The sequence below is a fragment of the Paenibacillus sp. GCM10012306 genome (assembly GCF_042649265.1).
In the GTDB taxonomy this organism is placed as follows: domain Bacteria; phylum Bacillota; class Bacilli; order Paenibacillales; family Paenibacillaceae; genus Paenibacillus_AQ.
Window position 1 is genome coordinate 247,391 of sequence record NZ_JBHRYW010000006.1, and the last position, 25,369, is coordinate 272,759.

Annotated in this window: 20 protein-coding genes; 14 read left to right on the forward strand and 6 right to left on the reverse strand. The window is 50.1% G+C overall.

What is annotated here, in order from left to right; all coding sequences use genetic code 11:
* Positions 1-367 precede the first annotated feature (367 nt).
* From ACFORK_RS15540 to ACFORK_RS15550, 3 genes are read left to right on the forward strand one after another with little or no spacing between them, the layout of a single operon-like run.
* Positions 368-1,378, forward strand: coding sequence for an ABC transporter substrate-binding protein (locus ACFORK_RS15540; protein ID WP_379200400.1), 1,011 nt, complete (start codon positions 368-370; stop codon positions 1,376-1,378).
* Positions 1,359-2,135 (forward strand): ABC transporter ATP-binding protein, encoded by a 777-nt coding sequence (locus ACFORK_RS15545; protein WP_379200402.1) that lies wholly within the window; start codon positions 1,359-1,361, stop codon positions 2,133-2,135. The genes ACFORK_RS15540 and ACFORK_RS15545 overlap by 20 nt, the downstream gene beginning before the upstream one ends.
* Positions 2,129-2,881 (forward strand): ABC transporter permease, encoded by a 753-nt coding sequence (locus ACFORK_RS15550; RefSeq protein WP_379200404.1) that lies wholly within the window; start codon positions 2,129-2,131, stop codon positions 2,879-2,881. The genes ACFORK_RS15545 and ACFORK_RS15550 overlap by 7 nt, the downstream gene beginning before the upstream one ends.
* A 637-nt stretch (positions 2,882-3,518) precedes the next feature.
* On the opposite strand, the gene ACFORK_RS15555 is transcribed toward ACFORK_RS15550, so the two are convergent.
* The gene (locus tag ACFORK_RS15555; RefSeq protein WP_379200406.1) at positions 3,519-4,481 is read right to left on the reverse strand and encodes a serine hydrolase domain-containing protein; all 963 of its coding nucleotides are present in this window, start codon (positions 4,479-4,481) and stop codon (positions 3,519-3,521) included.
* Between the two features lie 24 nt (positions 4,482-4,505).
* Here ACFORK_RS15555 and ACFORK_RS15560 point away from each other — a divergent pair, with 24 nt between their 5' ends.
* Together ACFORK_RS15560 and ACFORK_RS15565 are read left to right on the forward strand one after the other, a co-directional pair.
* Positions 4,506-5,018, forward strand: a complete 513-nt coding sequence (locus ACFORK_RS15560) for a phospholipase D-like domain-containing protein (RefSeq protein ID WP_379200408.1) — start codon at positions 4,506-4,508, stop codon at positions 5,016-5,018.
* Between the two features lie 389 nt (positions 5,019-5,407).
* Positions 5,408-7,783 (forward strand): YcdB/YcdC domain-containing protein, encoded by a 2,376-nt coding sequence (locus ACFORK_RS15565; protein WP_379200410.1) that lies wholly within the window; start codon positions 5,408-5,410, stop codon positions 7,781-7,783.
* 86 nt (positions 7,784-7,869) lie between these two features.
* Here ACFORK_RS15565 and ACFORK_RS15570 read toward each other — a convergent pair whose 3' ends face one another.
* Positions 7,870-8,697, reverse strand: a complete 828-nt coding sequence (locus ACFORK_RS15570) for a TerC family protein (protein WP_379200412.1) — start codon at positions 8,695-8,697, stop codon at positions 7,870-7,872.
* A 428-nt stretch (positions 8,698-9,125) separates the two neighbouring features.
* On the opposite strand from ACFORK_RS15570, the gene ACFORK_RS15575 reads away from it, so the two are divergent.
* Positions 9,126-10,244: a hypothetical protein gene (locus ACFORK_RS15575; RefSeq protein ID WP_379200414.1), complete on the forward strand. Its 1,119-nt coding sequence runs from the start codon at positions 9,126-9,128 to the stop codon at positions 10,242-10,244.
* 74 nt (positions 10,245-10,318) lie between these two features.
* On the opposite strand, the gene ACFORK_RS15580 is transcribed toward ACFORK_RS15575, so the two are convergent.
* The 3 genes from ACFORK_RS15580 to ACFORK_RS15590 all read right to left on the reverse strand — a co-directional run bounded on the left by ACFORK_RS15580 (position 10,319) and on the right by ACFORK_RS15590 (position 13,694).
* Positions 10,319-11,209 carry a carbohydrate ABC transporter permease gene (locus ACFORK_RS15580; RefSeq protein WP_379200416.1) on the reverse strand — a complete coding sequence of 297 codons (891 nt, stop codon included), beginning with the start codon at positions 11,207-11,209 and terminating at the stop codon, positions 10,319-10,321.
* Positions 11,210-11,271: 62 nt separating this feature from the next.
* Positions 11,272-12,156: a carbohydrate ABC transporter permease gene (locus ACFORK_RS15585; RefSeq protein WP_379200418.1), complete on the reverse strand. Its 885-nt coding sequence runs from the start codon at positions 12,154-12,156 to the stop codon at positions 11,272-11,274.
* A 170-nt stretch (positions 12,157-12,326) separates the two neighbouring features.
* Positions 12,327-13,694 (reverse strand): ABC transporter substrate-binding protein, encoded by a 1,368-nt coding sequence (locus ACFORK_RS15590; protein WP_379200420.1) that lies wholly within the window; start codon positions 13,692-13,694, stop codon positions 12,327-12,329.
* 200 nt (positions 13,695-13,894) lie between these two features.
* Here ACFORK_RS15590 and ACFORK_RS15595 point away from each other — a divergent pair, with 200 nt between their 5' ends.
* The 5 genes from ACFORK_RS15595 to ACFORK_RS15615 all read left to right on the forward strand — a co-directional run bounded on the left by ACFORK_RS15595 (position 13,895) and on the right by ACFORK_RS15615 (position 21,459).
* Positions 13,895-15,715, forward strand: coding sequence for a cache domain-containing sensor histidine kinase (locus ACFORK_RS15595; RefSeq protein WP_379200423.1), 1,821 nt, complete (start codon positions 13,895-13,897; stop codon positions 15,713-15,715).
* 1 nt (position 15,716) lies between these two features.
* Positions 15,717-17,372, forward strand: coding sequence for a response regulator (locus ACFORK_RS15600; protein WP_379200425.1), 1,656 nt, complete (start codon positions 15,717-15,719; stop codon positions 17,370-17,372).
* 427 nt (positions 17,373-17,799) lie between these two features.
* A complete protein-coding gene (locus ACFORK_RS15605; protein WP_379200427.1) occupies positions 17,800-19,506 on the forward strand; it encodes a glycoside hydrolase family 13 protein in 1,707 nt (568 codons plus the stop codon).
* 180 nt (positions 19,507-19,686) lie between these two features.
* The gene (locus tag ACFORK_RS15610) at positions 19,687-20,421 is read left to right on the forward strand and encodes a class I SAM-dependent methyltransferase (protein WP_379200429.1); all 735 of its coding nucleotides are present in this window, start codon (positions 19,687-19,689) and stop codon (positions 20,419-20,421) included.
* Complete coding sequence (locus tag ACFORK_RS15615; protein WP_379200431.1) at positions 20,422-21,459, forward strand: MBL fold metallo-hydrolase; 1,038 nt, start codon at positions 20,422-20,424, stop codon at positions 21,457-21,459.
* 293 nt (positions 21,460-21,752) lie between these two features.
* On the opposite strand, the gene ACFORK_RS15620 is transcribed toward ACFORK_RS15615, so the two are convergent.
* Positions 21,753-22,355, reverse strand: a complete 603-nt coding sequence (locus ACFORK_RS15620; protein WP_379200433.1) for a phosphatidylglycerophosphatase A family protein — start codon at positions 22,353-22,355, stop codon at positions 21,753-21,755.
* Between the two features lie 207 nt (positions 22,356-22,562).
* Here ACFORK_RS15620 and ACFORK_RS15625 point away from each other — a divergent pair, with 207 nt between their 5' ends.
* The 3 genes from ACFORK_RS15625 to ACFORK_RS15635 all read left to right on the forward strand — a co-directional run bounded on the left by ACFORK_RS15625 (position 22,563) and on the right by ACFORK_RS15635 (position 25,251).
* The gene (locus ACFORK_RS15625; protein WP_379200435.1) at positions 22,563-23,687 is read left to right on the forward strand and encodes a GerMN domain-containing protein; all 1,125 of its coding nucleotides are present in this window, start codon (positions 22,563-22,565) and stop codon (positions 23,685-23,687) included.
* 162 nt (positions 23,688-23,849) lie between these two features.
* Entirely contained in the window at positions 23,850-24,608 is a 759-nt protein-coding gene (rph, locus tag ACFORK_RS15630) for a ribonuclease PH (protein WP_379200437.1), read from the forward strand.
* Between the two features lies 1 nt (position 24,609).
* Complete coding sequence (locus tag ACFORK_RS15635) at positions 24,610-25,251, forward strand: XTP/dITP diphosphatase (protein ID WP_379200439.1); 642 nt, start codon at positions 24,610-24,612, stop codon at positions 25,249-25,251.
* Positions 25,252-25,369: the final 118 nt, after the last annotated feature.

The following is a 25,369-nucleotide window of genomic DNA, read 5'->3' on the forward strand; positions in this document are numbered from 1 at the left end:
TCATCCACTCTAGCCTTCCTTTGCCCAACGGCGGGGAGGTTATTTTCTTGCGGTTGGATGTGGCACGGGTTCTGGAACTATTTAAATTTATAAATATACAAAATACAACAATAGGTGTAAAATGGGCATTGTTTGAGACTGCCGGATTGACATAAAGGGAATTCACAAGCTGGTTTGTGAATAAAAGTGCAAAGTTTTGACTGCGGCTGTGCAAGCTGCTAGATAATAAGATTTCAAACGGAAAGGAGGAAGCCTTGTTCCTTTATGCGGGGCGTATGGAGCATTTGGCAAGTGCTGGGGGAAGTGAGAGAGCCGGATACGGCTGTAACTGAGTTACATAGAAAACACATGGGAGATGGAACAAACGATGAAGAATAGAGCTGCTGTGAAAAAAATGACAATGCTGCTAGCACTGGTGCTAACAATCAGTATAGTAGGCGTGGCGTGCGGTAATAAGGCCAACAATAGCGCTACGAATAACGCTGCAGGTACGGCTGCTAATACAGCTAAGGATACACCGGCAGAGACGCCTGAGTTATCGCTGGGACTTCTGCCTTCGATCGATGCTATTCCGTTCATTATTGCTCATGAGCAGGGCTTTGACCAGAAGCGCGGCGTGAACCTGAATATTCAGACGTTCAAGAGCGCCAAGGATCGCGATGTAGCTTTTCAAGCAGGTAAAGTGGACGGGCTCAGCGCCGATCTGGTCGCGATCTCCATCTACAATGAAGCAGGTCTCGGTGTGAAGATCACCAGCACCACATTCGGCGAATTTGACTTGCTAACCGGGAACGACGAGATCAAGGACGTAAAGGATCTGAAGGGCAAAACGGTGATTTTGTCCAAAAATACTTCCACACAGTACACGGTGGCGACGATCCTGAAGCAGGCGGGTCTGACTGAAGACGATATCAAGGTGACTGAGGTACCGCAAATTCCAACTCGTCTGGAGCTACTCAAAAATAACAAGGCTGATGCAGCTATTTTACCAGAGCCGTTTGTCACGATGGGAAAAGCCGCAGGTCTGCGTGTACTAAGCTCCACCATTCAGGCGAATGTGAATCCATTCGTGCTGGCTTTCCCGCAAAGTGCAATTGATGCCAAGCCAGAAGCGATCCGGTCGATGTATGCCGCTTATGACGATGCAGTAGAGTATATGAAAACACATGACCAAGGTGATTATATTGATCTTGTGATCAAAGAAGTAGGCTACCCGGACACATTGAAGAACGAGATTAAGGTTCCCGCTTATGTTCCGGCTCATCAGGTGGATGTGAAAGAGGTTGAAGCTGCATTTGCTTGGGCACGCGAAAAAGGTCTGCTGACTAAGGATATTAAGCCTGAAGAAGTGATCTCGGATGTCCAGTTTAAAAAATAGCGGGCTGTGCGTAAAAGACCTGGAGGTTGAATATAAAAGCGGACAGCTGGCACTGGGACGTGTGAGTTTTAACTTGCCGGAGCATGGTATTTATACGGTCATTGGGCCTTCCGGAAGTGGAAAATCCACGCTGCTGCGTGCCATTGCTGGCCTCTTGCCATCCTACCAGGGCGAGCTGCTGTTCAATGGAAAATCACTGCGCGATAAAGATACACTAGTTGGACTTGTACCACAGAATTATGGTCTGCTGCCTTGGAAGACAGTGCAGGCTAACATTAGAGTGGCGATGAAGATCGCCCATCGATCCGCGGAGAGTAAGCAAGATCAGGTAACGCAGATCACCCGCTGGCTGACCGCCATGGGGATCGCTGAGCTGGCAGAACGTTACCCGCTGTCGCTCAGCGGAGGGCAGCAGCAACGGGTGGCGATTGCGCGTGCGTTTGCTATTTTGCCGACGATTCTTTTGCTGGATGAGCCATTCTCGGCTCTGGATGCCATTACGCGTGAAGCGCTGCAGGAATTGTTCCTGGAGAATTGGCTGGCGCATCCGGCTACGGCGCTGTTCGTGACACATGATGTGGAGGAAGCGATTCTGCTGGGTCAGAAGGTCATCGTTATGCCATCCAGCAAGCAGGACTCGCCGGTAATCATGGATAATGAGATGGTGTTCGATATGAAGCACGGAGACAAGCGAGACAGTGACGAGTTTTTTGAACAGATGAAGAGAATCAGAAAGGTAATGCAGGAGAAATGGTGAAAAAACGGCGGCTCCATCATGTGTTAAGGTTACTATTGGTATTCTTCTGTATGAATGTGGTCTGGTATATCGCTTATTTGCTCATGAATCACCCGATTCTGCCGAGTCCGCTGGCAGTCTATAAGGCCATGGGCGAACTCGGAGGACGGGATCTTGCGCTGAATGTAGGCTACAGTTTGATGCGGATTTTTGCGGGGGTACTGCTGGCGTTACTCATCGGCCTAATGATTGGTCTGTTAATGGGGCGCTCGGCCACTTGGAACAAGCTGCTTGACTCAGTGGTGTACCTGACTTATCCGGTGCCGAAAATTGCCTTGCTTCCGGTGGTGATGCTGTTCTTCGGACTTGGCGAGACCTCCAAGATTCTGATGATCATGCTAATCCTGCTCTTCCAGATTATTATCTCCGTGCGGGACGGCGTGAAATCTATCCCTGATAATACGTATGATGTGCTGACAAGTCTCGGCGCAGGCTCTGCGCAGAAATTCTGGAATGTCACGCTACCCGGCGCATTGTCTGTAATCCTCAGCACGATCCGTATTTCTCTTGGAACAGCCATCTCTGTCCTGTTCTTCACCGAAATCTATGGTACGGACCATGGCATGGGCTTCTTCATCATGGATGCCTGGCTAAGGCTGGATTACCCGGAAATGTACGCAGGCATTATGCTGTTCAGCCTCGTCGGCTTCGTGTTGTTCCTCTTGGTTGATCTGCTAGACTATAAGTTTATGAAGTGGCGGAACTAGATGCTGTAGAGGTTATAGAGGTTATTGAGGCTATAGAGGTTATAGAGGCCGTAGAGGATATAGGCTATCGATGATAAATGGCAGCTTATCCCCAATTAACGGCATTTTCGTACCTTGTTTTTAACTTTTTGAGGATAATAAGGGAAATAAGAGCATTATTGTAGCTTAATTTCGGAGAAAGTACGCTGAAAGGGCTATATTGGAAAAATTAAGGTACAATATTGTCCTTAATCTCCACTACCCTTTAGCTGCAGCATATTTAGGGTACAAAAATGCACTTATTTACATTTTGGGGATTCTGTCGTGCTTTTAAAAAATGGCCCTCTAACAGTCAAACAGCGACCGTAAGTCCAACCATTCCACCGCAGGGCCGACCGAGCCTTACGTTTGGATCTTTAGTTTGTCTTATATACTAAATTATTGGTTACAAGAATATATAAGTTAACTTATATATGAAAATATGATAAATGCAAATATGATAAATGCAAATATGTTATAGCCGCTTTTAAGGGCGGTGGCTTCACAAATTAGGATCAATACAAATAGACCGTATCCTTTGGGAACGGTCTATTTGCGTGTATTGGACAGCAGAGCTGCAATAAGTTATTGGTCTTTGAGCCTCTGTTCTACCAGCACTTTAGAGCTGTTCACCGTTCAGAAGCGGTACCAGCAGCTGCCGGAAGACATCCACAGGTTTCCGTTTTCGGCCGTATTTATCGGTAGTAACAACCACAACCAGCTCTAAACTGGGGATGACCACAATATTTTGGCCGCCGTAGCCTAGTGCATAGTAATAGCTCGTCTCTTCGAGGTCTTCCTGTACATTAGGGAAACTTGAGACCCACCAATGCCAGCCGTAAAATCCCTTACGTGGCAATGTGGCTGCATACAATGGCTGTGTGGATAAATGTACGGTGGATGGGGAAATGATGTGCTGTTCTTCCCACTGACCCTCTTGCAAAAACAATTGGCCGAATTTGGCCATATCCTTCGGCTGCATATACAGCCCGAAACCGCCGGTATGATTGCCCTGCGGGTCGTTATCCCAGCGGTATTCCTCGATGCCGAGCGGTCCGAACAGATGCTGCTCGGCGAACTCCGCGACGGTCTGTCCTGCGGCCTGCCGCAGGATGGCGGACAGGAGCTGGGAGCCGCCGGAGTTATACTCCATGCGTGTCCCGGGATCATTTTCCAGTGGCAGGGATAGCACATACTGAATCCAGTCGTCCGTCTTCGTCATGGTCGGAAAGGAATTCCGTCCGCCAAATTCTGTCCAGGCAAAACCTGCTGTCATCGTTAGCAGATGGGCCAGGGTGATCTCATGCTTGCGGTGATCCCCATCCAACAGGAGAGCAGGGAAGAACCTTGTGATAGGGGTATCCTGGTGCGGCAGAATTCCCCGGTCTATGGCGATGCTGACCAAAGCAGAAAGAATGCTTTTGGTGCAGGAATTTATTCTACTAGGTTGTACAGCAACCTCTGGTTCTCGGTAATGCTCCAGCACAAGGGAACCCTTATGAAGTATCAGAGTACTACGGATTTCTAATTCCTCCAGCTTCTGAACCAGAGTTGTGAAGTTAAAGTCGTGTATGCGAATCATCTCCTAGATTGTTAGTGCGCGTGTATGATGAATACGGTTCTGGAAAGTCTACCAGATCAACCATACAAGTTCAAACCCCATAAGCTTATGTGCGTGGCTATCCGGCGATTGGTTGCGAATGCAGATAAAAGCATCGTGGTTGATCTGTGGTCAGAGGATATCCATTGGGTCGAAGAGGTGCTGCTGGAGGCGGAGAATCGGGGCGTGGAAGTCGTGCTGATCACGATTGGTGAAAGCCACACACCAGTCAAGAAGGTTATCGTTCACGAGCGGCAGGAGGCTTGGAAAGGGGTGGAGGCCCGGCGCTTCTCGATCCTCTGCGACAACCGTTCTGCCTTGATTGGCAGCTTCGGTAAATCACTACGGCTGAAGGCTCTGGAAAGTGATCATCCCGCGGTGATCGAATTGCTAAAGAACAGTTTTTACCATGATGTAGTGATGGAAAGAATCGGGCAGGACTTGGCCGAGGAACTGACAGCGAAATACGGCAATCACTATGAGGCTATCATCGGTCCGTATAAAGGTTTGCTTGAGTAAGTTTAACAAAAAATCAGGACAACATCTGCCATCTTAGTGGCCTATGTTGTCCTTTTTGTTGTCAGTAGTGAAGTATATAATACGAACAAAAGAAAGTAACAATAAGCGAGAAGGAGCGAAGGGGGAAGTTTGGAACTGTAGGAGCGAAGCGCTCGCCTTTGTCGCCAGATTTCAACCGCTAGGAGCGGTTTATAAAGAGGAAATCTGGCGACAACAGCGACCGGAAGTCCAAACATTCCGTCGTAGTGATGATCGAGTCTTATGTTCAGATCTTAAGTTCGTGTTATATATTGGAGAGTTTAAGAATTTCCTGTCGTAATTAAATATTGGGAAAATAATGAAGCTGATGGTATAATTAGAAGATCATGTGTAGAGGAGGATGAAAACTTTTGAAAAGCAACAACACTACTTTTATTCAGCAGAAAACTAGAACAGCGCTAGTAGCAACCGTCGCACTCTCTCTGTTATTGCCTGCGGGCCTCGCTGGAGCAGCTAGCTCCGGTTCTGTCGCTTCGTCAAGCGTCGTTGTCTCGTCAAGCGCAGCTAGCGATTCTGCTGCAAACACAGAGGTCGTGGCCGCTGACCCTTCCAAAGTGAAATTCTCGAAAGAAGCTGCCATCGCCAAACTAAAGGAATTATTCCCTATACTTAAGGATGCAACCATCAGTTCCACGGAGCTCGGGTCAACCAATAGGTATCCGCCTTCTCCGAATCAAATGGTCTGGACTATCCAGTGGAATTATCAAATCGGTAATTCAGGATTCGGATCCAGTAGTGAAGTGGACGCTCTGAACGGTGATTTGCTCAACACATCGATCTTTTTCTTAGATCGAAATGAAAATGAAAGCTACTACCCGCCTAAGGTAACAGAGGCTCAAGCGCTGGAAAAAGCACGGGCTTTTATTGCTAAAGCTGCAGGCAGCATCAAGAGCAGTGATTTGAAGCTGCAGGACAGCCCTGTCTATGATTATGGCAACGCATTGTTTGGACCGGTTCGCTACAATTTTTCGTTCAGTCTCTTGAAGAATGGACTTCCTTCCGCGGGCGATTATCTGAGTGTTACGGTCGATGGCAATGGTGAAGTGGTCTCTTTTAATAAATCTTCAGAGAATCTCGTCTATCCTTCTGCAGTGCCAAAAGTAACCCAAGCCCAGGCGGAAAAGACCATCCGGGACAGCTTTGATGTGGGATTATATTATAATCCGATTTATAAAAATGGGGTACCCGACAGCTGGATTCTGAGCTGGTCTCCGCTGGAACAGTCGCTCTATGCTGTTGATGCAGCAACCGGCAAGAAATTGACGGATGAAGGCGTCACGGCATCTTCCAGTCCGGTTACCTACACCGCTGTACCGCAGGCCAAGGAAGTCTTCAAGTCGCAGGGTAGTGCTGAACTTACTGCAGAGCAGGCGGCCAAGCTGGTAGAGAAGGTAGGTTATATTCCTGCCGGACGTAAACTGAGCAACAAATGGCTGAACGATAGTTACCCGAGTCCAGGTCGCAAGGTATGGAGACTCACCTGGGATGAAGGACAGCGAGGCTTTGGACCGGGATTTCCGTCCCAATCTTCTGCTGAGATCGATGCGGTTAGCGGAGAAATTATAAGCTTCCAGACGGAGCAATACAACTTTAGTGAAGATGGGAAACCAAAGACTCCTGCTGCACCAGCGGGTGCGAAGAAACTGACTGCTGCGGAAGCCGCGCAGAAGGCTACTGCCCTGATCAATGCATTGTACCCGCAAGCCAGCAGTGTATTGAAGCAGGTTGAATATGGTACTGAATGGAGTACACTTCCAGATGGTGCAGGCTACAGATATCAGTACATTCTCCAGCACAATGGAATTCCTGTTAGTGGAAGTACCATCGGCTTGAATCTGGATGTCTACGGAAGATTGGTAACCTACTACAGTAATCGTTTAAACACCGACAAGATTACCCAGGAGCCGGTATCCAAGATTACGAAGCAAGATGCATTGGAAAAGTACGCAAAGCAATACAAGGTGGAGCTTCAGTACAAACGGACCGGAGGCTATGGTATTAATAATACCTATGCAGAACCGAAGGTGACTTTGGTGTACGCATTGGTGCCAACTGAAGAGAAGAACTCGTCTCAAGCGTTGAACGCTGTCACCGGAGAGTGGACAACCATTTATTCGAACCTTGTGAAGAAGGGCGCTGAAGCCAGCGACATCAAAGGCCATGCGGCCGAACAGCAGCTTACCGAACTTCTGAAATACGGAGTATTCGAGGCGGATGCGAATGGCAAATTAAATCCTGATCAGGAGATTACTGCCGGGGATTTGATTACCTATCTGGCCAAAGCGACGCAGCCTTACTATGCCCAATATTATAATAATGGTAGTGAGCGCAAAGCGGTAGCTGGTATCAGTGTGGATAGTCCGTATTATGATGCTGTGAGTTTTGCTGTGCAAAGCGGCTGGATCAGCAAGGATACAGCATTCCAGGCGGAGAAGAAGCTGACTCGCGAGCAGTTGGCTGTTCTGCTAACCTCTTTTGTCAAATACAATAAAATCTCGGCTTACCTTGACAAGGATGCAACGGTAGAACAGTTCAGTGATGCATCCGCTATCGTCAACAAGGGCGCGGTTGCTATCACTGTGAAGCTAGGACTTCTAAAGGATGAAGGCGGCAAGTTCAATCCTGGGCAGAATGTAACCAAGGCGCAAGTTGCCACTATTATCATGAAGCTGGTAGAGCTGCAGGGTAAAACCGATCAAGCTATCGGCAGCGGTAACAGATATTAATCCCAAGTATAAGCTTGTACCAAAAGAACAGCCTGCTCTCCGCTATGAAGGCGGGGCAGGCTGTTTGTTTTGTTATAGGATTCGCATTATTTGCCCAACTGTCTATTCACTTCCTTGACCGGTTTGTCGTGAGCTCCCTCCTCCTCTTTCTGACTGCTCAAGAACCAACCGATTACAGCGATTAACACTAATACAACGTAGAAGGTCAATTTCCACCAAGTGCTGTGGGCGAAGTCTTCGGATAACACACCGAGCGAAGGATGCGCCAGAGTGATGATTGCCAGCTTAACGCCGACCCAGCCGACGATGAAGAAGGCAGCGATCTCAAGCCCAGGGCGGGAATGAAGCAGCTTGACGAAGAACGAGGCTGCAAAACGCATAATGACTAGTCCGATGAATCCGCCCGCAAAGATGACGAGGAATTGTCCACCGTCGAGACCGCCAATTTTGGGCAAGCCGCTTGCTGGGAGCGCCACGGCCAAAGCTACGGCTGCCAGGATGGAATCGACGGCAAAAGCGATATCAGCGATCTCGACCTTAAGCACGGTGAGCCAGAAGCTCGCTTTCTTCTTAGCTCCTGCAGTCTCACTACCGCTCTCAACGGTTTCTTCAGCAGCTGGCTTCTTGACCAATAGTTTTCGGAAAATATGGTTCCCCGCAATAAATAACAGATAAATTGCACCAATAGCTTGTACCTGCCATATATCTACCAGATAAGAGATGACAAATAGTGAACCGAAGCGGAATATAAATGCCCCAGCCAATCCGTAGAACAGTGCTTTTTTCCTCTCTGCATCCGGCAGGTGCTTGACCATAATGGCCAGTACTAGCGCATTGTCTGCCGCCAGCAGCCCCTCCAGTGCTACGAGGACAAGTAGTACCCATCCATACTCTAATAATAATCCCCAATCCATTGTTGTTTCCTCCTCTTTGACTGTAAGTATCCCGTAAAGAGATACTTGTTATACCATAAAATGGTAATATTAATATATAAAAAAGACCTTTACCAAACAGATCAGCCTTTGGTATAAAGGTCTAACCTGATTGGTAAAGGTCTCGCTAACAATGTAATATTGCCAATAAAGCCGGAGAACATCCTCACGTTCTCGTATTGACGACTTTATTTAACAGCTACTCCCCTTTACGGGATATATGAAATTTTGAAGTTTCAGTAATGATTCTAGGTAGATCATATATTAGTTGAATCCCTATGTCAATGGCTGTATGAATGATCCCGGGGGACGATAATTTTACTTTTGCATGTTGTGAGGTTAGGATGTGCATATGAGGTCTACATAATTAATAGGGCATCGAATTTACGTGAAAGAGAGCGTGATCCATCATGAAAAAGCCAAGGTTTACGTTCCTAACCGCTGCGCTGCTGCTCTTCTTGGCGGCTTGCAGCAGTTTGGCGCCTGCCCCCGAAGGGGTCAAGGATAACAACAGCAATGAGGAACATCCCCCTGTTCAGGCGGAAATTCCATTCCTAGTCTACCGGGCGGCGGATGGAGACAGCGGAACGGCAAAGCTGGGAACCTGGGACCTCTCCCGGTCAGAGATAGCTTACGGAGATGATCTCTATTCGTATAGCGGTTACCATGGTTCACCACTATATTGGAGCGGAACCACATTAGTTCTGGATCGGCAAAATGCTATGCCTGTAAGCGGATCAGATCATGGCTACACGCTTCAGCTGACCGATGTGAAGCAGATGCCTGAGGAGCAGGAGTATGTGTTCAACGGGTTTGAGGTGGCCGGTTCTGGAAACGAAGAGAACCCTGAGTACACAATACAGGACCAAGAAGGCAGTTATAAGCTTACTCAGGATGAGCTTCCGGCATTTACAGACAGACGCTTCTATCTGGCTAACGCAACTGCTACAAAGGATAATAGAGGCTTCAGACTTGTCTTTACGGCAGCGCCTAAAGTCTTTAAGCCGAACGAGGGCTGGATCGTTGTTGTTGATTACAGCAAGACTTCGTCCTCATTCTCGGTAACGGAATTTTCTGCGACAGGACTGCCTTTTGGCGATATGATTGTGAGTCCTGATAATTCAATCTTGGATGGCGACCGTCTGTATGTATGGAGAAGCAGGGACTTCGGATATTTTGATCTGAAGAAAGCGACCTTTGTTACGCAAAGTGCGATTTACAAGGACATTCAGGATTTCCTGCCGGACCGGAAGCCGAATCCGAATATGGACCCGCAGATCATTCCTGTCGGCCATGTGGGCAAATTGCTCCTACTCTATGATCCCACACTGTACTTTGACGAGAACACCAGTGGAGCGGTGGTGTACGCCTATAATGGCGAGACGCCTGCTGGTAAGCTGCTGATCAAGGGAGATCAGCTAACGATTTACGACAGCAATAACAAGCAGGTTGGCCAGCCGCAGGCTTTTGATTACACCCTCATGGGTGGCGAGCAGTTTTCTTTTCCGAAAGCGATAAATGAAGAATAAGCATAGGTAAATTAACAAAAGCATGGAGACTCTCCTTCCGCGAGAGTTGCCATGCTTTTCTTGTGTGCTGAAGTTTAGCCTTTGACCGCTCCGGCTGTAATTCCTTTGGTCATTTGCTCAGTGAAGATCAGGTAGATCAGAATTGTCGGGATGGCGATAATCGTCATGACCGCGAACTGTGCACCATAGTTAGATGAGTATTCACCCGCGAATTTCATGATGGAGAAGGGGATAGTCTTCAGATCCTCCGAAGTGAGGAAGGTATTCGCCATAATGAACTCATTCCAGGTGCTGATGAAATTGAGTACGCAGACCGTAGCCAGTGCAGGCTTGGTGATCGGAAAAATGATTTTGAAAATGACGCCATAAATGCTGGCCCCGTCGATGACTGCAGATTCTTCAATTGCACGCGGAATGGTCTCCAGGAACCCGGTCATGATCAGCACACTCATCGGAATGACGATAGCCGAGTACGGCAGAATCAGAGTGTACATATTGTTGAGCATGCCCAGCTTGTTGAACAGAATGAAGTTTGGCAGCAGGGTCGCATGAATTGGAATAATCATCCCCATCATGATCAGGGAGAGCACGATTCCGCTCAGCTTCCATTTCATACGGGTGAATGCGTAGCCCATCATCAGGGAGACCAGTGCGGACAAGATCACCGTAATGACTGTAATGATAAGGCTGTTGGCAAAATAGCGCGGGACCCGTCCATAGGTAAAGGCATTGACGTAATTCTGCCATTGCGGCGGAGAAGGCCATTTCAGGAATGAGCTTCCAAAGAATTCACCGCTCTTCAGCAAGGAGTAGTCTACCAGCCAGATCAGCGGGAAGAGCTGAAATAAGGCAATCAGGATCAGGAAGGCCATCATCAGGATTTTGCCGCCGGATACCTTGCGGCGTTCCGCTTTATGCGGCTTAGTGCTTGGCAGCGGGGCTGCCGGCGATAAGGAATTGGTCATATGGGTTCCTCCGGTAACAGTCTTTTCTTTGAGTTATGGAAATGCCGGCGGTACTTCCGGCCCTAAAATTCACCAATATCTTTTTTAAGTACTTTGTTCAGTGCAACCGTCAGCACGAGGCAGAAAATAATGAACAAGATTGAAATCGCATTCCCGTAACCGTACAGTGACGAGGAGAAGGCGGTTTTGTACAAGTAGTTGCCAAGGAACTGCGTGCTGTTCGCCGGACCGCCGTTTGTCATCAGGAATACGGTCTCCATCTGCTTGAGACAGGTCGTTACCGCGATGATGATGGCAACCCGCATCATAGGCGAGAGCAGCGGAATGATGATACGCGTGTAAAGTGTGAAGTTATTCGCGCCGTCAATCTTGGCGGCTTCGCTCAGATCACTTGGAATGCCTTGTAGGCCTGAGTAATAGAGCAGCAGCGCATACCCGAAGCCCTGCCACATCACGACGATGATAATACACCAGATGGCTGTCTTGGGATCACCGAGCCAGTCATGCTGCAGTGATTCCAGTCCGATGCCGCCTAGCAGTTTGTTGAGCAAACCGTAGTTGGGATGGAAAATACTGCTCCAAAGCTTGGCAGTTACGACGATGGAGATCACTGCGGGAATGAAGAAGATGGTCCGGAATACCTTCTCGTATTTGCCGGCATGTGTCAGGAAGATCGCCAGTAGAATGGCAAAGGGATGCTGGAGGAATACGGTCGCCGCTGTCAGCAGCAGTGCGTTGCCCAGCGAAGTCCAGAACACCTTGTCGTGAAACAGGATCTCACGGTAATTGTCCAAGCCGATAAAGTTGTATTTGCCGATTCCGCCCCAGTCTGTCGAGCCGTAGTAGGCGCTCATAATGATAGGAATGCAGATCATAAAGGCAAACAGGAACAGACCGGGCGCGATAAGCAGGGCAATTGCTTTTTTGTCGCTTAATACTCTGTGCATGGAATCTCCGTCCTTTTAAAAGGGTAATCTATCTATTTCCATCGTACCGGGAAGCTACCCGGCGGAACATGCCGTAAATTTAAGATCGTTGTATGTATTTTTTAAAAAAGAAAACCCCCGGCTTCTGGAATAAGCCGGGGGTCTTGAGAATGGGGGAAGCAATTTAAGATTTACTTGCTGGCCAATTTATCCGAAGCGGCATCCAGTGCTTTGGCGAAATCTTCGGCAGACATTTTGTCAGACAGCAGGCTTTGGTGCGCCTCCATAACCTTTTGTTTGAACTCGTCGTCACCGATATCCTGCAGCGGCGTGCCGCTGGAAGATGTCATGGTGCTGAAGACATCGATGAGTTCTTTTTGGAGATTGGTTTCCGAGCCAGTCAGGAATTGGTCAAACTGCTGTGCAGGTGTGCCCGCGCCAGCTTGCCAGAGCAATTTGGACCAGTTCTCTGGCGTGAAGAAATATTTCAGGAAGTCTACAGCAGCCTCAGGGTGCTTGGAGTTCTTGCTGACAGCATAACCGCCGCCGTACCATGCAGCGACATCAGTAGCTTTGCCTTTATCGGACGCAGGGAATGCGAATGCGCCGACATTGTTGCGGAATTCTTCCGAGAAGTTCTCGTCAGTAGCGAGACCGGATTCCCAGGCGCCCATGAAGAACATCGCAGCCTGACCTTGACCGAACAGGTTGCGCGCCGCGCCGTAGTCAGCTGTCAGCCAGCCGTCAGCGAAGGCTTTGGCATCTGCGAATGCCTTCATGTCCTTGGCGGCAGTAACGAGATCAGCGTCGGTGAAGGAGATTTTACGGGCAACCGCTTCATCCATTTTGTTGAAATCGCCGTTCACACGCTGAGCCGCGAATTCATACCAGATTGGCAGAGTCCAGGCATCCATACCGTTCATGGCAATCGGGTTAATCTTCTTGTCGCGAAGCTTTTTAACAACATCCATCAGCTCAGCGGTAGTCTTAGGTACTTCAATGCCATTGTCGGCGAAGATTTTTTTGTTATAGTACATGACCATATAGTCGGCTCCGCGTGGCAGACCGTACAGCTTGCCGTCTTTGCTGAAGCCGTCCATGGAACCGGCTACAAATTGATCGCCTTCAAAATCAGCTTTATTCAATTCAAGCAGCAGATTGTTGTCCAGCAAGGGGCTCAGGAATGATGGCTGGCCCCAGGCCTGAATGATGTCTGGCAGCTGGTTACTGGAAGCATAGACTTTGATTTTGGATTTGTAAGGCTCATCTTGAAGCGCTTCCACTTCTATTTTGACGTTGGGATGCTCTTTCATGTATGCATCGATAATATCCTGTTCCACTTTGCCGGAGCCGTTGGCGCGATCAGCGAGTGCGGTGAAGAATTTTAGTGTAACTTTCTCTTCGGGAGCATTTCCGCCTGAGTTAGTGGCAGTATCCGTGGACTTCGGTGCATCTGTAGGCGCATTCGCAGCTGGGGCATTATTGCCGCCGCCGCAGCCTGCCAGTCCGACTGACACCATCAGACTTGCCAGCACAAGCTTTATTCCTTTTCCGTTCATCATAAACCCACCTTTTTTTGGAGATGTCATATTTTCGTTGCATTCTCATCTTAAAAGGTTCTAGCTCGCTTAAACATGGTCCAAAATTAAGAAATATGTACTCATTTTTCAGTTCTTGTAAAAAGCGTGACCGACCATTTCGGTTTTAAGTTATAATTGTTTTACCAAGAAACTCCTATTTATAAAAGAAGGTGGTTCCTATGGTCCATAAATTCCGCCTTGTGAGCCGTTACCGCCATCTTCCGCTGCAGTTCAAGCTGCTCCTTTGGTTTGTGCCGTTGCTCCTCGTAACGATATTCGCGATGGGCTGGAATTCCTACAGAATTTCCTCACAGCAGGTTGTGGAGAAGATGAGGCAATCCCAGGACCATTTGACCAAGAAGACCGCCGAGCAGATCGACGAGATGGTGAAGGGCATGGTTTCCTTTTCCAACACGATGTTCCTCGATGAAGGCGTACAGCGACTTCTGAATGCGTCAACGGAGGCGCAGAATGACCGCAATTCTGTCTTCAAGACGGTTACGAACCTGATGATTGCGAGCAATTCCATTCAGTCGCTGATCTTGTATACGCTTCAGGACCAGAACCAGGCGGCGGAGCCCTTTGCGACGAATCAGGCTGGCTTGACGACCGCTATGAAGTTCTCTGATTTCGTCCATACCTCATACTATGCTGAGGCAGTTGCCGCAGCAGGCAGTCCGACCTTTGGTCTGACGAGACCTTCCGACGGGATTTTCGTCGGGGATCATTATCATAAGATTGTCCTCTCCCGAATCATCAAGAATGTATATACTCTGCAACCGGCGGGCCTGGCCGTAATTGGTGTGGATGCCGGAAGGATAGGCAGCCAATATCTCGATAACTCCAAGGATGATGTGGATATGTTCGTTATAGACCGGCAGGGCATGGTCATAACGGCTTCGAACCGTAGCTGGATCGGTAAGAAGGATATCGAGCTTCCGTATTTTATGGACAGCAATCCTGCGTTGACGGTGAAGCAAAGGCTGGATCAGGCCGTGGGTCATGATCAATGGATTGTGTCGCATCTGCAGTCCGAGATGACCGGCTGGTATGTTGTCGTTGTTCACTCCAAGCGGCAGCTTGTGAAGGAACTGGGGCAGATTTCCCAGGTGACGTTCACGATTGCTTGCCTGTGCCTGATCATGAGTCTGATGGTGACCTGGTTCGCGGCAGCGTCCATCACGAAGCCGCTCAAGAAGCTGTCTCGTTCGATGCGGCGATTGCAGACAGGAGATTTCTCGCAGCGCGTTTTTTTTGAAGGCAACGACGAGATTGGCCTGTTAGGTCATGGCTATAATCTCATGGTACAGCGCATCAAATCATTGATCAACGATGTCTATGCCTCCACGCTCAAGCAGCGCGAAGCAGAATTGAAAACGCTTCAGGCACAGATTCGCCCACATTTTCTCTACAACACGTTGAATACAATTTGTTGGGAGGCAGAGAAGAAGGGGGACAAGGAGATTGCGGACATGGTCTACTCCCTCTCGCAGGTATTCCGGCTTAGCCTGAATGACGGACGGGATACGTTTACGCTGGAGCAGGAGATGGAGCTTGTCACCAATTATTTGTTCCTGCAGAAGAATCGTTTTCGCGACCGCTTTCAATTCGAGATCTCCCTGGAGGATAGCCTGGAGGGTTACATCGTGCCCAAGCTGCTGCTACAGCCACTGGCCGAGAATGCTGTCATTCATGGTATCGAGCCGTTGTCCGGCAGTGGGCTGATAGCTGTTCGTGCGTACCGTGATGAGCGATTGGTTGTGCTGGAGGTGCAGGATAATGGCGTAGGCATTACGCCAGAAGCGTTGAAGGAATTGCGCCAGCGTCTTAAATTGCGCGAGTCGTTAGTAGAGCCTGAGAATGGCAGCCGCACAGGATTTGCGCTCGCCAATGTACAGGAACGACTGGAGCTGTTCTTTACAGGCTCCCGGCTGGAAATTGAGAGCATTGAAGGGATGGGAACTCGGATTATTATTCAAATCGCTGTGGAGGGGCCATGATATGAAGCTGAGGCTGCTGATTGCGGAAGATGAAGATACCATTCGTGAAGGTATTGTAAACATGATTGACTGGAGATCACATCAGATTGAAGTGGTTGGCGAAGCGGGCAACGGCACCGAGGCGCTGGCGCTGATGGAGAATTACCCGCTGGATCTCCTGCTGACGGATATTCGGATGCCGCAGATGAACGGGCTGGAATTGATTGAAGCTGCTCAGCGCAAGGGCTATGGCTTCCGTTCGATTATTCTATCCGGCTATAATGAATTCTCTTATGCGAAGCAAGCCATTTCTCTGGGCGTTGTAGACTATGTACTGAAGCCCTGCCGCCCCGAAGAGATTCTGAAGACAGTGCTGAAGGCCAAGAATGCCATCGAGACCCAACGCAGTCAGGAGAATGTAATGTTCGAGAAGGAACGCTCCTGGCATAAAAATGCGCCATTGGTCAAAAGCCAGGTACTGTCACAGTGGATTCATCATCCCCCCGTTCCGCTGGAACGCCGCGAGGAATTGCTTGAAGAGCTATCCATGGCGATTGCGCCTGCAGGTCCTCAGATCGGTCTTGTCAGCTTTGACATTGAGCCGCTTTCTGCGAGAGGCAAAGGGCAGGATTTTGTCTTGCTGCGTTATGCGGCACTTAATATTATCAGCGAGACGCTTGGGCCAATCTATAAAGGTAGGATCGAGACCTTTCATGACGGCAACCGCCTGCTGTGGATCGGGAGCGGTATTGCGGCAGGAGATCAGCGGAATGTATATCTGGCCCCTGTTAATCTGAAGGAAGCGATTGGGAAGCTGCAGGACAATCTGGAGAAGTATCTCAAGCTGTCGATCAGTATTGCTGTCGGCTCCTGTCGCAGACATCTCTCGGAAGCGCATTTGTCCTACATAGAAGCGAACCAGGCGATGGAATCACGTTTTTTGAATGGCAAGGGCGGCGTTTATTTTTACACGGAAGGAAACGCGGGACAATCCGGGCCTTCTGCAGAGCTAGTCAGTATACTGGATGACGAAGGGCTGAACGCGCTGGAGGATGAGATGTTGTCTGCAGTGACAGCGGGCAGCTATGAAGTCGCTCTGGATTTGCTGGAGCGTTGGCTAGACCGCTTCCGCAGCAATCCGGGCAGTCTTAAGCAGGAGGTCAATATCCGGGCGACGGCGCTGGTGGTCCGTCTGAAGCGGCTGACTCAAGAGAAGCAGGTAGCCGGATTTGAATGGAAGCAGCATCTGGTGAACTGGATGGAGCAGGCTCCGCAGGTTGAGACGCTGGAAGAGCTGTCGGCGATTCTGAACATGGTGATGCAAAGTGTCGTCGAGGCGTTCTCCAACCACCGGCCGCTGCACCGCACTGTGGTAACGGCGCTGGAGATTATCAGGCAGAAATACAACACGAATCTAACGCTGGAGTATGTGGCTAAGGAAGCATACGTGTCCAATACCTACTTAAGCTCGTTGTTCAGGCAAGAGCTGGGTGTGAACTTTCTAGATTATCTGCATCAATACCGGGTGGAGGAAGCGAAGAAGCTGCTCCGTCAGAACCTGAAGATGTACGCGGTGGCGAAGCTGGTCGGTTACGGAGAGGAACGCCATTTCAGTGCGACATTCAAGAAGTGGACTGGGCTCACGCCCTCTCAGTACCAGAAAGGTCTGGAGAAATAACCTGCGAAGCGGAGTTTTATCGAAAATAGTAATGGGGATGTGCGGGACCGAGGGAACAATACATTACAGAGCAGAACAGAACAGGAGAAAAGAGTCTATATAGGGTGTTTAAAAATAGCCCTCCCTCATTTGAGGTTAAGAGGGGCATGGATAACGGGAAAATATACCGTTAATCGTTCGTTTTCGCTTCATTTTCCATTAATAACTGGAATTTCTCCTGTTAAAACCTCTTTTTACTCGTAATGGTCTAAATATGAGGGGATTAGCGGGAGTTTTTCCAGTTACACGGGAGGCTTCGGAAGAATTATTGCAGGATGTTATCTCCTTCTGTCGCAGTGGTTAAAATATATTTACGTGTCCGTACAGCCGGGTCTTTGTCTAGTCTAGCTGTACTCATGCGGACGCTGCACAGAAGGAGGATGTCTTCATGAACCCCAAATGGTGGAAGGAAAGCGTGGTGTACCAGATTTATCCGATCAGTTTCAAAGACAGCAACGGCGATGGCATCGGGGATTTGCGCGGCGTCATCTCGAAGCTGGATTATCTGCAGGAGTTGGGCGTGGATATGATCTGGATCTGCCCGATTTATAAATCGCCGAACCATGACAATGGTTATGATATCAGTGATTATTGCGACATCATGAAGGAATTTGGTACGATGGATGATTTTGACACGATGCTGCGTGAAATCCATGCTCGGGACATGAAGCTGATGATGGATCTTGTGCTGAACCATACTTCCCATGAACACCCCTGGTTTATAGAATCCAGAGCCTCAAAGGACAATCCCAAGCGGGACTATTATATATGGAGAAAAGGAAGGAATGGCGGTCCGCCGAACAATTGGGAATCCTATTTCAGTGGTTCGGTATGGGAGCTTGATCCCCAGACGGATGAATATTATTTGCATCTGTACTCCAAGTACCAGCCGGATCTGAATTGGGAGAATCCCGTGGTGATCGACAAGCTGCATGAAATGGTGAAGTGGTGGCTGAATAAAGGTGTCGATGGCTTCCGTTTTGATGCAATTGCCCATATTGCTAAGACCCATGGCTACCCGGATGCTCTGAATCCCGCAGGAACGCCGACCGTACGGGCATACGAGATGTTCTCCAACCTGGAGAATGTGCATACTCTGCTGCAGAACCTGCATGATCAAGTACTGTTTTACTACGACATCATGACGGTGGGAGAGACCTCTGGACTCGGACCGGAGCAGGCGCTGGATTATGTTGGGGACGGACGGCGGGAGCTGAATATGACTTTCCAGTTCGAGCATATGTTCATTGATGCAGCTTCCCCGGGCAGTGGAAAATGGGATGTCATGCCGTGGAGACTGCTGGACCTCAAGCAGATTATCACGAACTGGCAGACGGTTCTGCATGACCAGGGCTGGAATGCGAATTACCTCTGCAATCATGACCAGCCGCGCTCAGTGTCACGGTTCGGGAATGATCTCTATTATCGTGTCCCGTCGGCTAAAATGCTGGCGACCTTCATCCACATGCTGGAGGGCACGCCTTATATTTATCAGGGTGAGGAGATCGGTATGACGAATGTCGCCTTTGAATCCATTGATAATTATCGAGACGTGGAGACACTGAATTATTATGAAGATAGACGTCGCGCGGGGGTACCGGAAGAGAAGATTATGGCCGCGATTCATGCCAAAAGCCGTGATAACGCCCGCACACCGATGCAGTGGGATGACAGTCCCGAAGGTGGCTTTACTACCGGTGTGCCCTGGCTTAAGGTGAACTCCAATGCACAGGAGATTAATGCCATGAACGCAGTCAAGGACCCTGACTCGATTTATCATTACTATAGACAATTGATTGCACTGCGAAAGCAGCATCAGGTAATCGTCTATGGTAAATATGAATTGCTGCTACCTGATGATAATGAAATCTATGTGTACACCCGAACCCTTGGGGATCAGCGACTGTTGGTCATCCTGAACTTTTTTGACCGGGAGCCAGTATGTCAGCTGCCACCCGGTATCGTGCTGGAGAAGAGTCAACTGTTGATATCCAATTATCCTCTGGCACAAGAGGAGGACTTGGTTCATCTAAAGCTTCGGCCCTTCGAAGCTAGAGTCTATTTGCAGAGTCTGAAAGGCGGCGCCGCCGACTGAGTTTGAGACAAATGAATATCCAGTGCGGTTGGAATACAAAAGACAGGCGGGGAGTTGTTTCCCGGCCTGTTATTTTTTCTAGCCTGCGACTTTACTTTGCTTTAAATGGAAAAGGCGTTACAATAATCGGTAATATACATAAGGAATGAATGGGATGCAGTTTTGGGGAGGAGAGAGACAATGACTGAGTGGTATGAAGAGAGCTTCGGAGAGGATTATCTGATCGTCTATAGGCACCGTGATTTTGGAGGCGCGCGGCGTGAGGTGGAACAGATGATCAGTTGGCTGGACCTGCCGGCAGGCGCCAAAGTGCTGGATCTGTGCTGCGGGATGGGCCGTCACTCGCTGGCCTTGGCAGAAGCTGGTTTCGAGGTTACTGGTGTGGACTTGTCAGAAGCATTACTGCGTGAGGCACGGGCCCAGGTAGGGGCGGAGCAAGTGACCTGGATTCGCTCGGATATGCGGGAGCTGCCCCTAGAAGGTGGCTTTGATGCGGTGGTGAATCTGTTCACCTCGTTTGGCTACTTCGAAGAGGACGGGGAGCAGGTAAAGGTACTTCAGGAGATCTTCCGTATGTTGCATCCTGGTGGCAAATTCATCATTGATTTTCTGAACCCTGCATATGTTATCCATCATCTGGTGCCCCATTCTACACGTGAAGATGGCGAGAATCATATTGAAGAGTATAGAGTGATTGAGGACGGCTATGTGAAGAAGGATATTATTCTGACTGCAGGAACGGACGGGGAACCCCGCCGTTATCATGAACGGGTCAAGCTGTATTCGCTGGAGAAATTTCGTGAGATGCTGGAGCAGGCGGGGCTTCAGATTCAGTCTGTGCATGGGAGCTATGACGAAGCCGACTATGATGCGGTGACCTCTAAGCGGATGATTTTCCGAGGAATACGGCCGTAGATGGTATCGGGAAAAAGAATTCGCGAAAATGAAGGCTTCCCGCGGAAAGCCGACATTACATCCTGGGACAATGGCGCGATTCTGCAGATATCGGTGCCGATGGACCCGCCGCTGCGCCGGGTGAACAGTTACCTGCTGCCAGGACCGGACGGAACGGTCACGGTGATAGACCCCGGTCCACATAAAGAGGAAAGCGTGTTGGCCTGGCAGGGCGTATTGTTGGGGTTGAACTTGCGATGGGAACAGGTGCGGGATATCGTTGTTACGCATCATCATCCCGATCATTACGGCTTGGCTGGTTGGATGCAGGAAATCAGCGGTGGCAAGGTATGGATGACAGAGCGTGCCCATGCCGAGGCAGCGCTGATGTGGGGCGAGAAGTCCATAATGAATGAGGCATTACCTTTGTTCTTCGCCAGACATGGCATGCCGGAAGCCCTGACGGCGGAAATCCGGGTTCACCTGGAGAGCTTCACACCGCAGGTCACTCCGCAGCCGGAGATTACCGCCCTAGATCCTGCGGCGCCCTTCACGATGGGTGGCCGGGATTGGCAGCCGGTGGTAACGGGAGGACATGCCCCGGGGCATGTCTCCTTCTATCACGCCGGCAGCGGGGTTATACTCTGCGGCGATGCCGTGCTGCCGCAGATCTCGCCCAACATCGGCCTGCATCCTGGCAGCGATGTCCAGCCGCTGCTCACGTTCCTGCAGGGACTGGAGCAGCTTGGGAGTTACCCGGTGAGCTTCGCGTATCCGGGTCATCGGGAGCCGTTCAGTGGCTTTACGGAGCGGACTGTCAGTCTGCTCCGTCATCATGAGGAACGGCTGGACACCGCCGAGGCGCTGCTGCAAGGCGGCCCGCTCAGCGGCTTCGCAATCTGCGAAGCCTTGTTCCGGGGTCGGGTGACCACGGCGCATCAGATGCGCTTCGCCATGAGCGAGGCGCTGGCCCATCTGGCCGAGCTGGTGCGGCGAGGCCGAATTGTGGAGTCCGGTACGGAGGACGCGATCTTGTTTGCATTGGCGAAGTCGGACTGACGCCTGCTTCTGATAGTCTGCTTTTATCATTATCAAGCAGAGTACAAGCTTATGATGATTGAGCGTTCCCTCCAGTAAACTGGCGATGAAGCGAGTCTGCAAGTCTCTAAAGCATAAATAAAGCCTCCATAACCACTTTACGAGTGGGGATGGAGGCATCTTTTTTGCCCTATGAAGTGTGTTCCGAACCTGCTTTATTCATCCAAGAGTAACTTTGTGCTGATGGTGGCGCGCTCCTGCTGTGACCTGGTGTAAGCTGCTGGAACTCTGCTGCACCAATGCAGGCTTAACTATTATTCCGGCTGCTCCCCGTCCTGAGGTGTCGTCTTACTGTCGGCAGGTTCGCTGCCCTCTGAATGATGCGCCAGCCCAGAATCTTGTTCCCGCTCGGCCTGCTTGCGATGGGCAATCCGGCTGCTCGCTGCTGCGGCCACAGCGCCGACAATATCATCGAGATAGGTATGGACCTGTCCTGTGCTCTTGTCATTCAGACGCTCCAGTACCCCCGGCTTCAGTTTATCTACATAGCCGTAGTTGGTGAAGCCGATACTTCCGTACACATTGACGATGGAAAAGGCCAGAATCTCATCTACCCCGTATAATCCCTCATCATTTTCAATCATATCCTGAAGCGGCGAGAAGAGCTTGCCTTCTTCGGCCAGAATATCCAGCTGAATGCCGGTCAGCACTGCATTCTGTACTTCCCGTTTGCTCAGCACCATCTCGACATTGTGAACACACTCGTCCATCGTTAGGCCCGGATAATATTTTTGCTGCAGCAGCATTACCAGCTCTGCAATTTCCAGCAGTGATACTCCACGTTTGTGCAGCCAGGCATAGGTTGCGTCTGCGACCGCCTTGCTGTTCAGACTGTAAGGCATTTTTGCATCAGCCATGCTCAGTCACCCCGTTAATGAGTCGTTGGTTTGTCAGCGGTGGTTCATGTCGATATGATCTTTCCGCTGTACTTGGAATTTTACTTATACGGCACAGTTTTGTCCAGAAAGGCGAAATTAGGATAAGCTCTTGTTATTTTTTGGAGGGAGGGCTCGTATACATAGCAGTATTAAATGCTTATCCAACCTTGAAAGGGGCAATTCATTATGAAACGAAAGCAATATATCCGCGGCTTGTCCGCAGCCTGCCTATTGGCTGTTCCGCTCACGCTCTCCGGCTGCACCTGGTTTGGCTCTGAATCTGCCGCGGTTGATCCGCCGCCAAGTGAGGTCGAAGCACAGATGCTTCAGATCAGCGGGGGCTCTACACTGGATTCCGGTGTGATGGGGCGGGTGACGGAAGAAGATACAGGCAACGTTGCAAGCAAGGATAAGAAGGCATCGGCTGCAAAGGCCGACGGTCCACGCACTACAGTGTATCTGGAGGATGAACACGGTCTGCTGGCCCCGATCTCGCTCGCGCTTCCCAAGGGTGATAAGAGTGCTACGCTGAAGAACTCGCTTACCGCACTGGTAAGCCAAGGCCCATTGGCTGCTTCCCTTCCGACAGGATTTCAAGGTGTACTGCCCGCCGGAACAGCTGTGAAGAACGTCACTGTCGATCCTGCAACGGGACTTGCCGTAGTCGAGTTCAATGATTCATTCGGCTCCTATGAAGCTAGGGATGAGCGCAAGCTGCTAGAGGCGATCACCTGGACATTGACCGGACAGGACGATATCAAAGGCGTTCAGCTTTGGGTCGACGGCAAAAAACTGACCGAAATGCCGCTCAAGGGCACACCGCTGGATCGCCCACTCTCTCGCACTATGGGCATCAACCTGCCAAAACACAGCACGAATGTCATGAATTCCAGTGCGGTTACGGTTTATTTTTCCGCAGCATCGCCTGACGGCACTCAATATTATGTTCCAGTAACCCGTTTTGTAGACCCAGCGCAGGAGCCGCTCAAGGCAGCGTTGAATGAATTGATTACAGGCCCGGAATCAGACAACGGTCTGCAGATGGTGATGACGGAAGGAACGAAGCTGGATTCTGTGGATGCAGGCCAAAACGGTGTGGTTACCGTATCGCTGCGTGACGACATGTTCGCGGATGCCAAGGATGTACCAGCGGAAATGCTGGAATCTGTCGTACTTACGGTAGCCCAGAATTCAGCGGATTCCCTTGTACAGATTGTGATGAACGGAAAGACTGCGGTGACTGGAACAGATCATGTGGATTACGGCAAGCCGGTTTCGGCCCCGGAATATGTGAACGAGCTGCCGCTCTGATCACTGATTATGGCGGTCAAAAAGATGCTTTTGTGCCTGCTCTTTGGTAGAATAAAGGTTGCGCAAAAAACGTACGCCTGCGCCCGTGGTCCAAGCCACGGCAGGCGCGTGGGGAAACGGCTAGGACAAACTTTTAGCTATTCGATGTAGGAGGCAGAAAAGATGAGATCAAACGGGCGAAACGTCGACGAATTGCGTCACGTGAAGATAACGACCCAAGTAAATAAATATGCCGAGGGCTCTGTGCTTATAGAGATGGGCGACACCAAGGTGATCTGTACAGCGACAGTGGAAGAGAAGGTTCCACCCTTTCTGAAGGGACAAGGCAAAGGTTGGGTAACTGCAGAGTATTCCATGCTCCCACGGGCAACCCAGACTCGTAACCAGCGTGAAGCCGCTCGTGGTAAGCTGACGGGCCGGACGATGGAAATTCAGCGGCTGATCGGCCGGGCATTGCGTTCCGTTGTGAATCTGCAGGCCTTGGGCGAGCGGAGCATCACGCTGGACTGTGATGTGATTCAGGCGGACGGGGGAACTCGTACCGCTTCGATCACAGGCGCATTTGTAGCTATGGTGTTCGCCATCAACAAGCTGGCACAGGACCGCAAATTGAGTCAATTCCCTGTTACGGACTACCTCGCAGCTATCAGTGTCGGTGTGGTGGGGGATAAAGCCCTGCTTGATTTGAACTATGAAGAGGATTCCAAAGCGAAAGTCGATATGAATGTTGTTATGACCGGCGGCGGTGCATTTGTGGAGCTGCAAGGCACTGGCGAAGACAGACCATTCACGCGCCAGGAGCTGGATCAGTTGCTGGGACTAGGCGAGAAGGGGATTCATGAGCTGATTGCTGCACAGAAGGAAGTTCTGGGCGAAATCGCTTTGAAAATCCAATCGGGTCAGCCGGGTCAGGAGGTCTAGTATGAGCTCCGCAGGAAACATTCTTATTGTGGCTACAAAGAACAAAGGGAAGCTGCGTGAATTCCAGCATGCCTTTGAGTCGCTGGGGTTGACGGTCAAGAGCATGTATGACTACCCTGAGCTACCTGATGTGGTAGAGGATGGCGAGACTTTTGCAGCGAATGCGTTCAAGAAGTCGAAGGCAGTAGGAGATGCCCTCGGATTTCCAGTACTTGCTGATGATTCCGGCCTGTGTGTGGATGCGCTGGATGGCAGACCAGGTGTCTATTCCGCCCGTTATGCCGGTGAAGGTGCCACAGATTCGGACAATAACTTGAAGCTGCTCGGTGAATTGGAAGGGCTGAAGCAGGGGGAGGATACCGACCAACCGCTCTTGAGCACGGCCCGGTTCGTGTGCACCTTGTCACTTTATGATCCGTCCACGGGGCAGGAGCTTACGGCAGAAGGATCGGTGGACGGCTGGATTACTTCTGAGCCTTCCGGGGCTGGCGGCTTTGGCTATGATCCGCTATTCTACTTACCAAGTTATGAGAAGACAATGGCGGAACTGACGCTAACTGAGAAGCAGGGCATCAGCCACCGGGGCGCAGCACTTCGAGCGCTGACCGAGAAGCTTGCGGCGCAAGGCGGCGTACAGCCTTAAGGGTTGATCGCTTTGTGTTAGCGTAAGTGAGAAGACAACGCGAATTCTAGAGCCTCCCCGTTTAGCAGGAGCTACGGGTACATAAATAAGCTTGCAGGACAAGGCGTGAGCCTTGGTT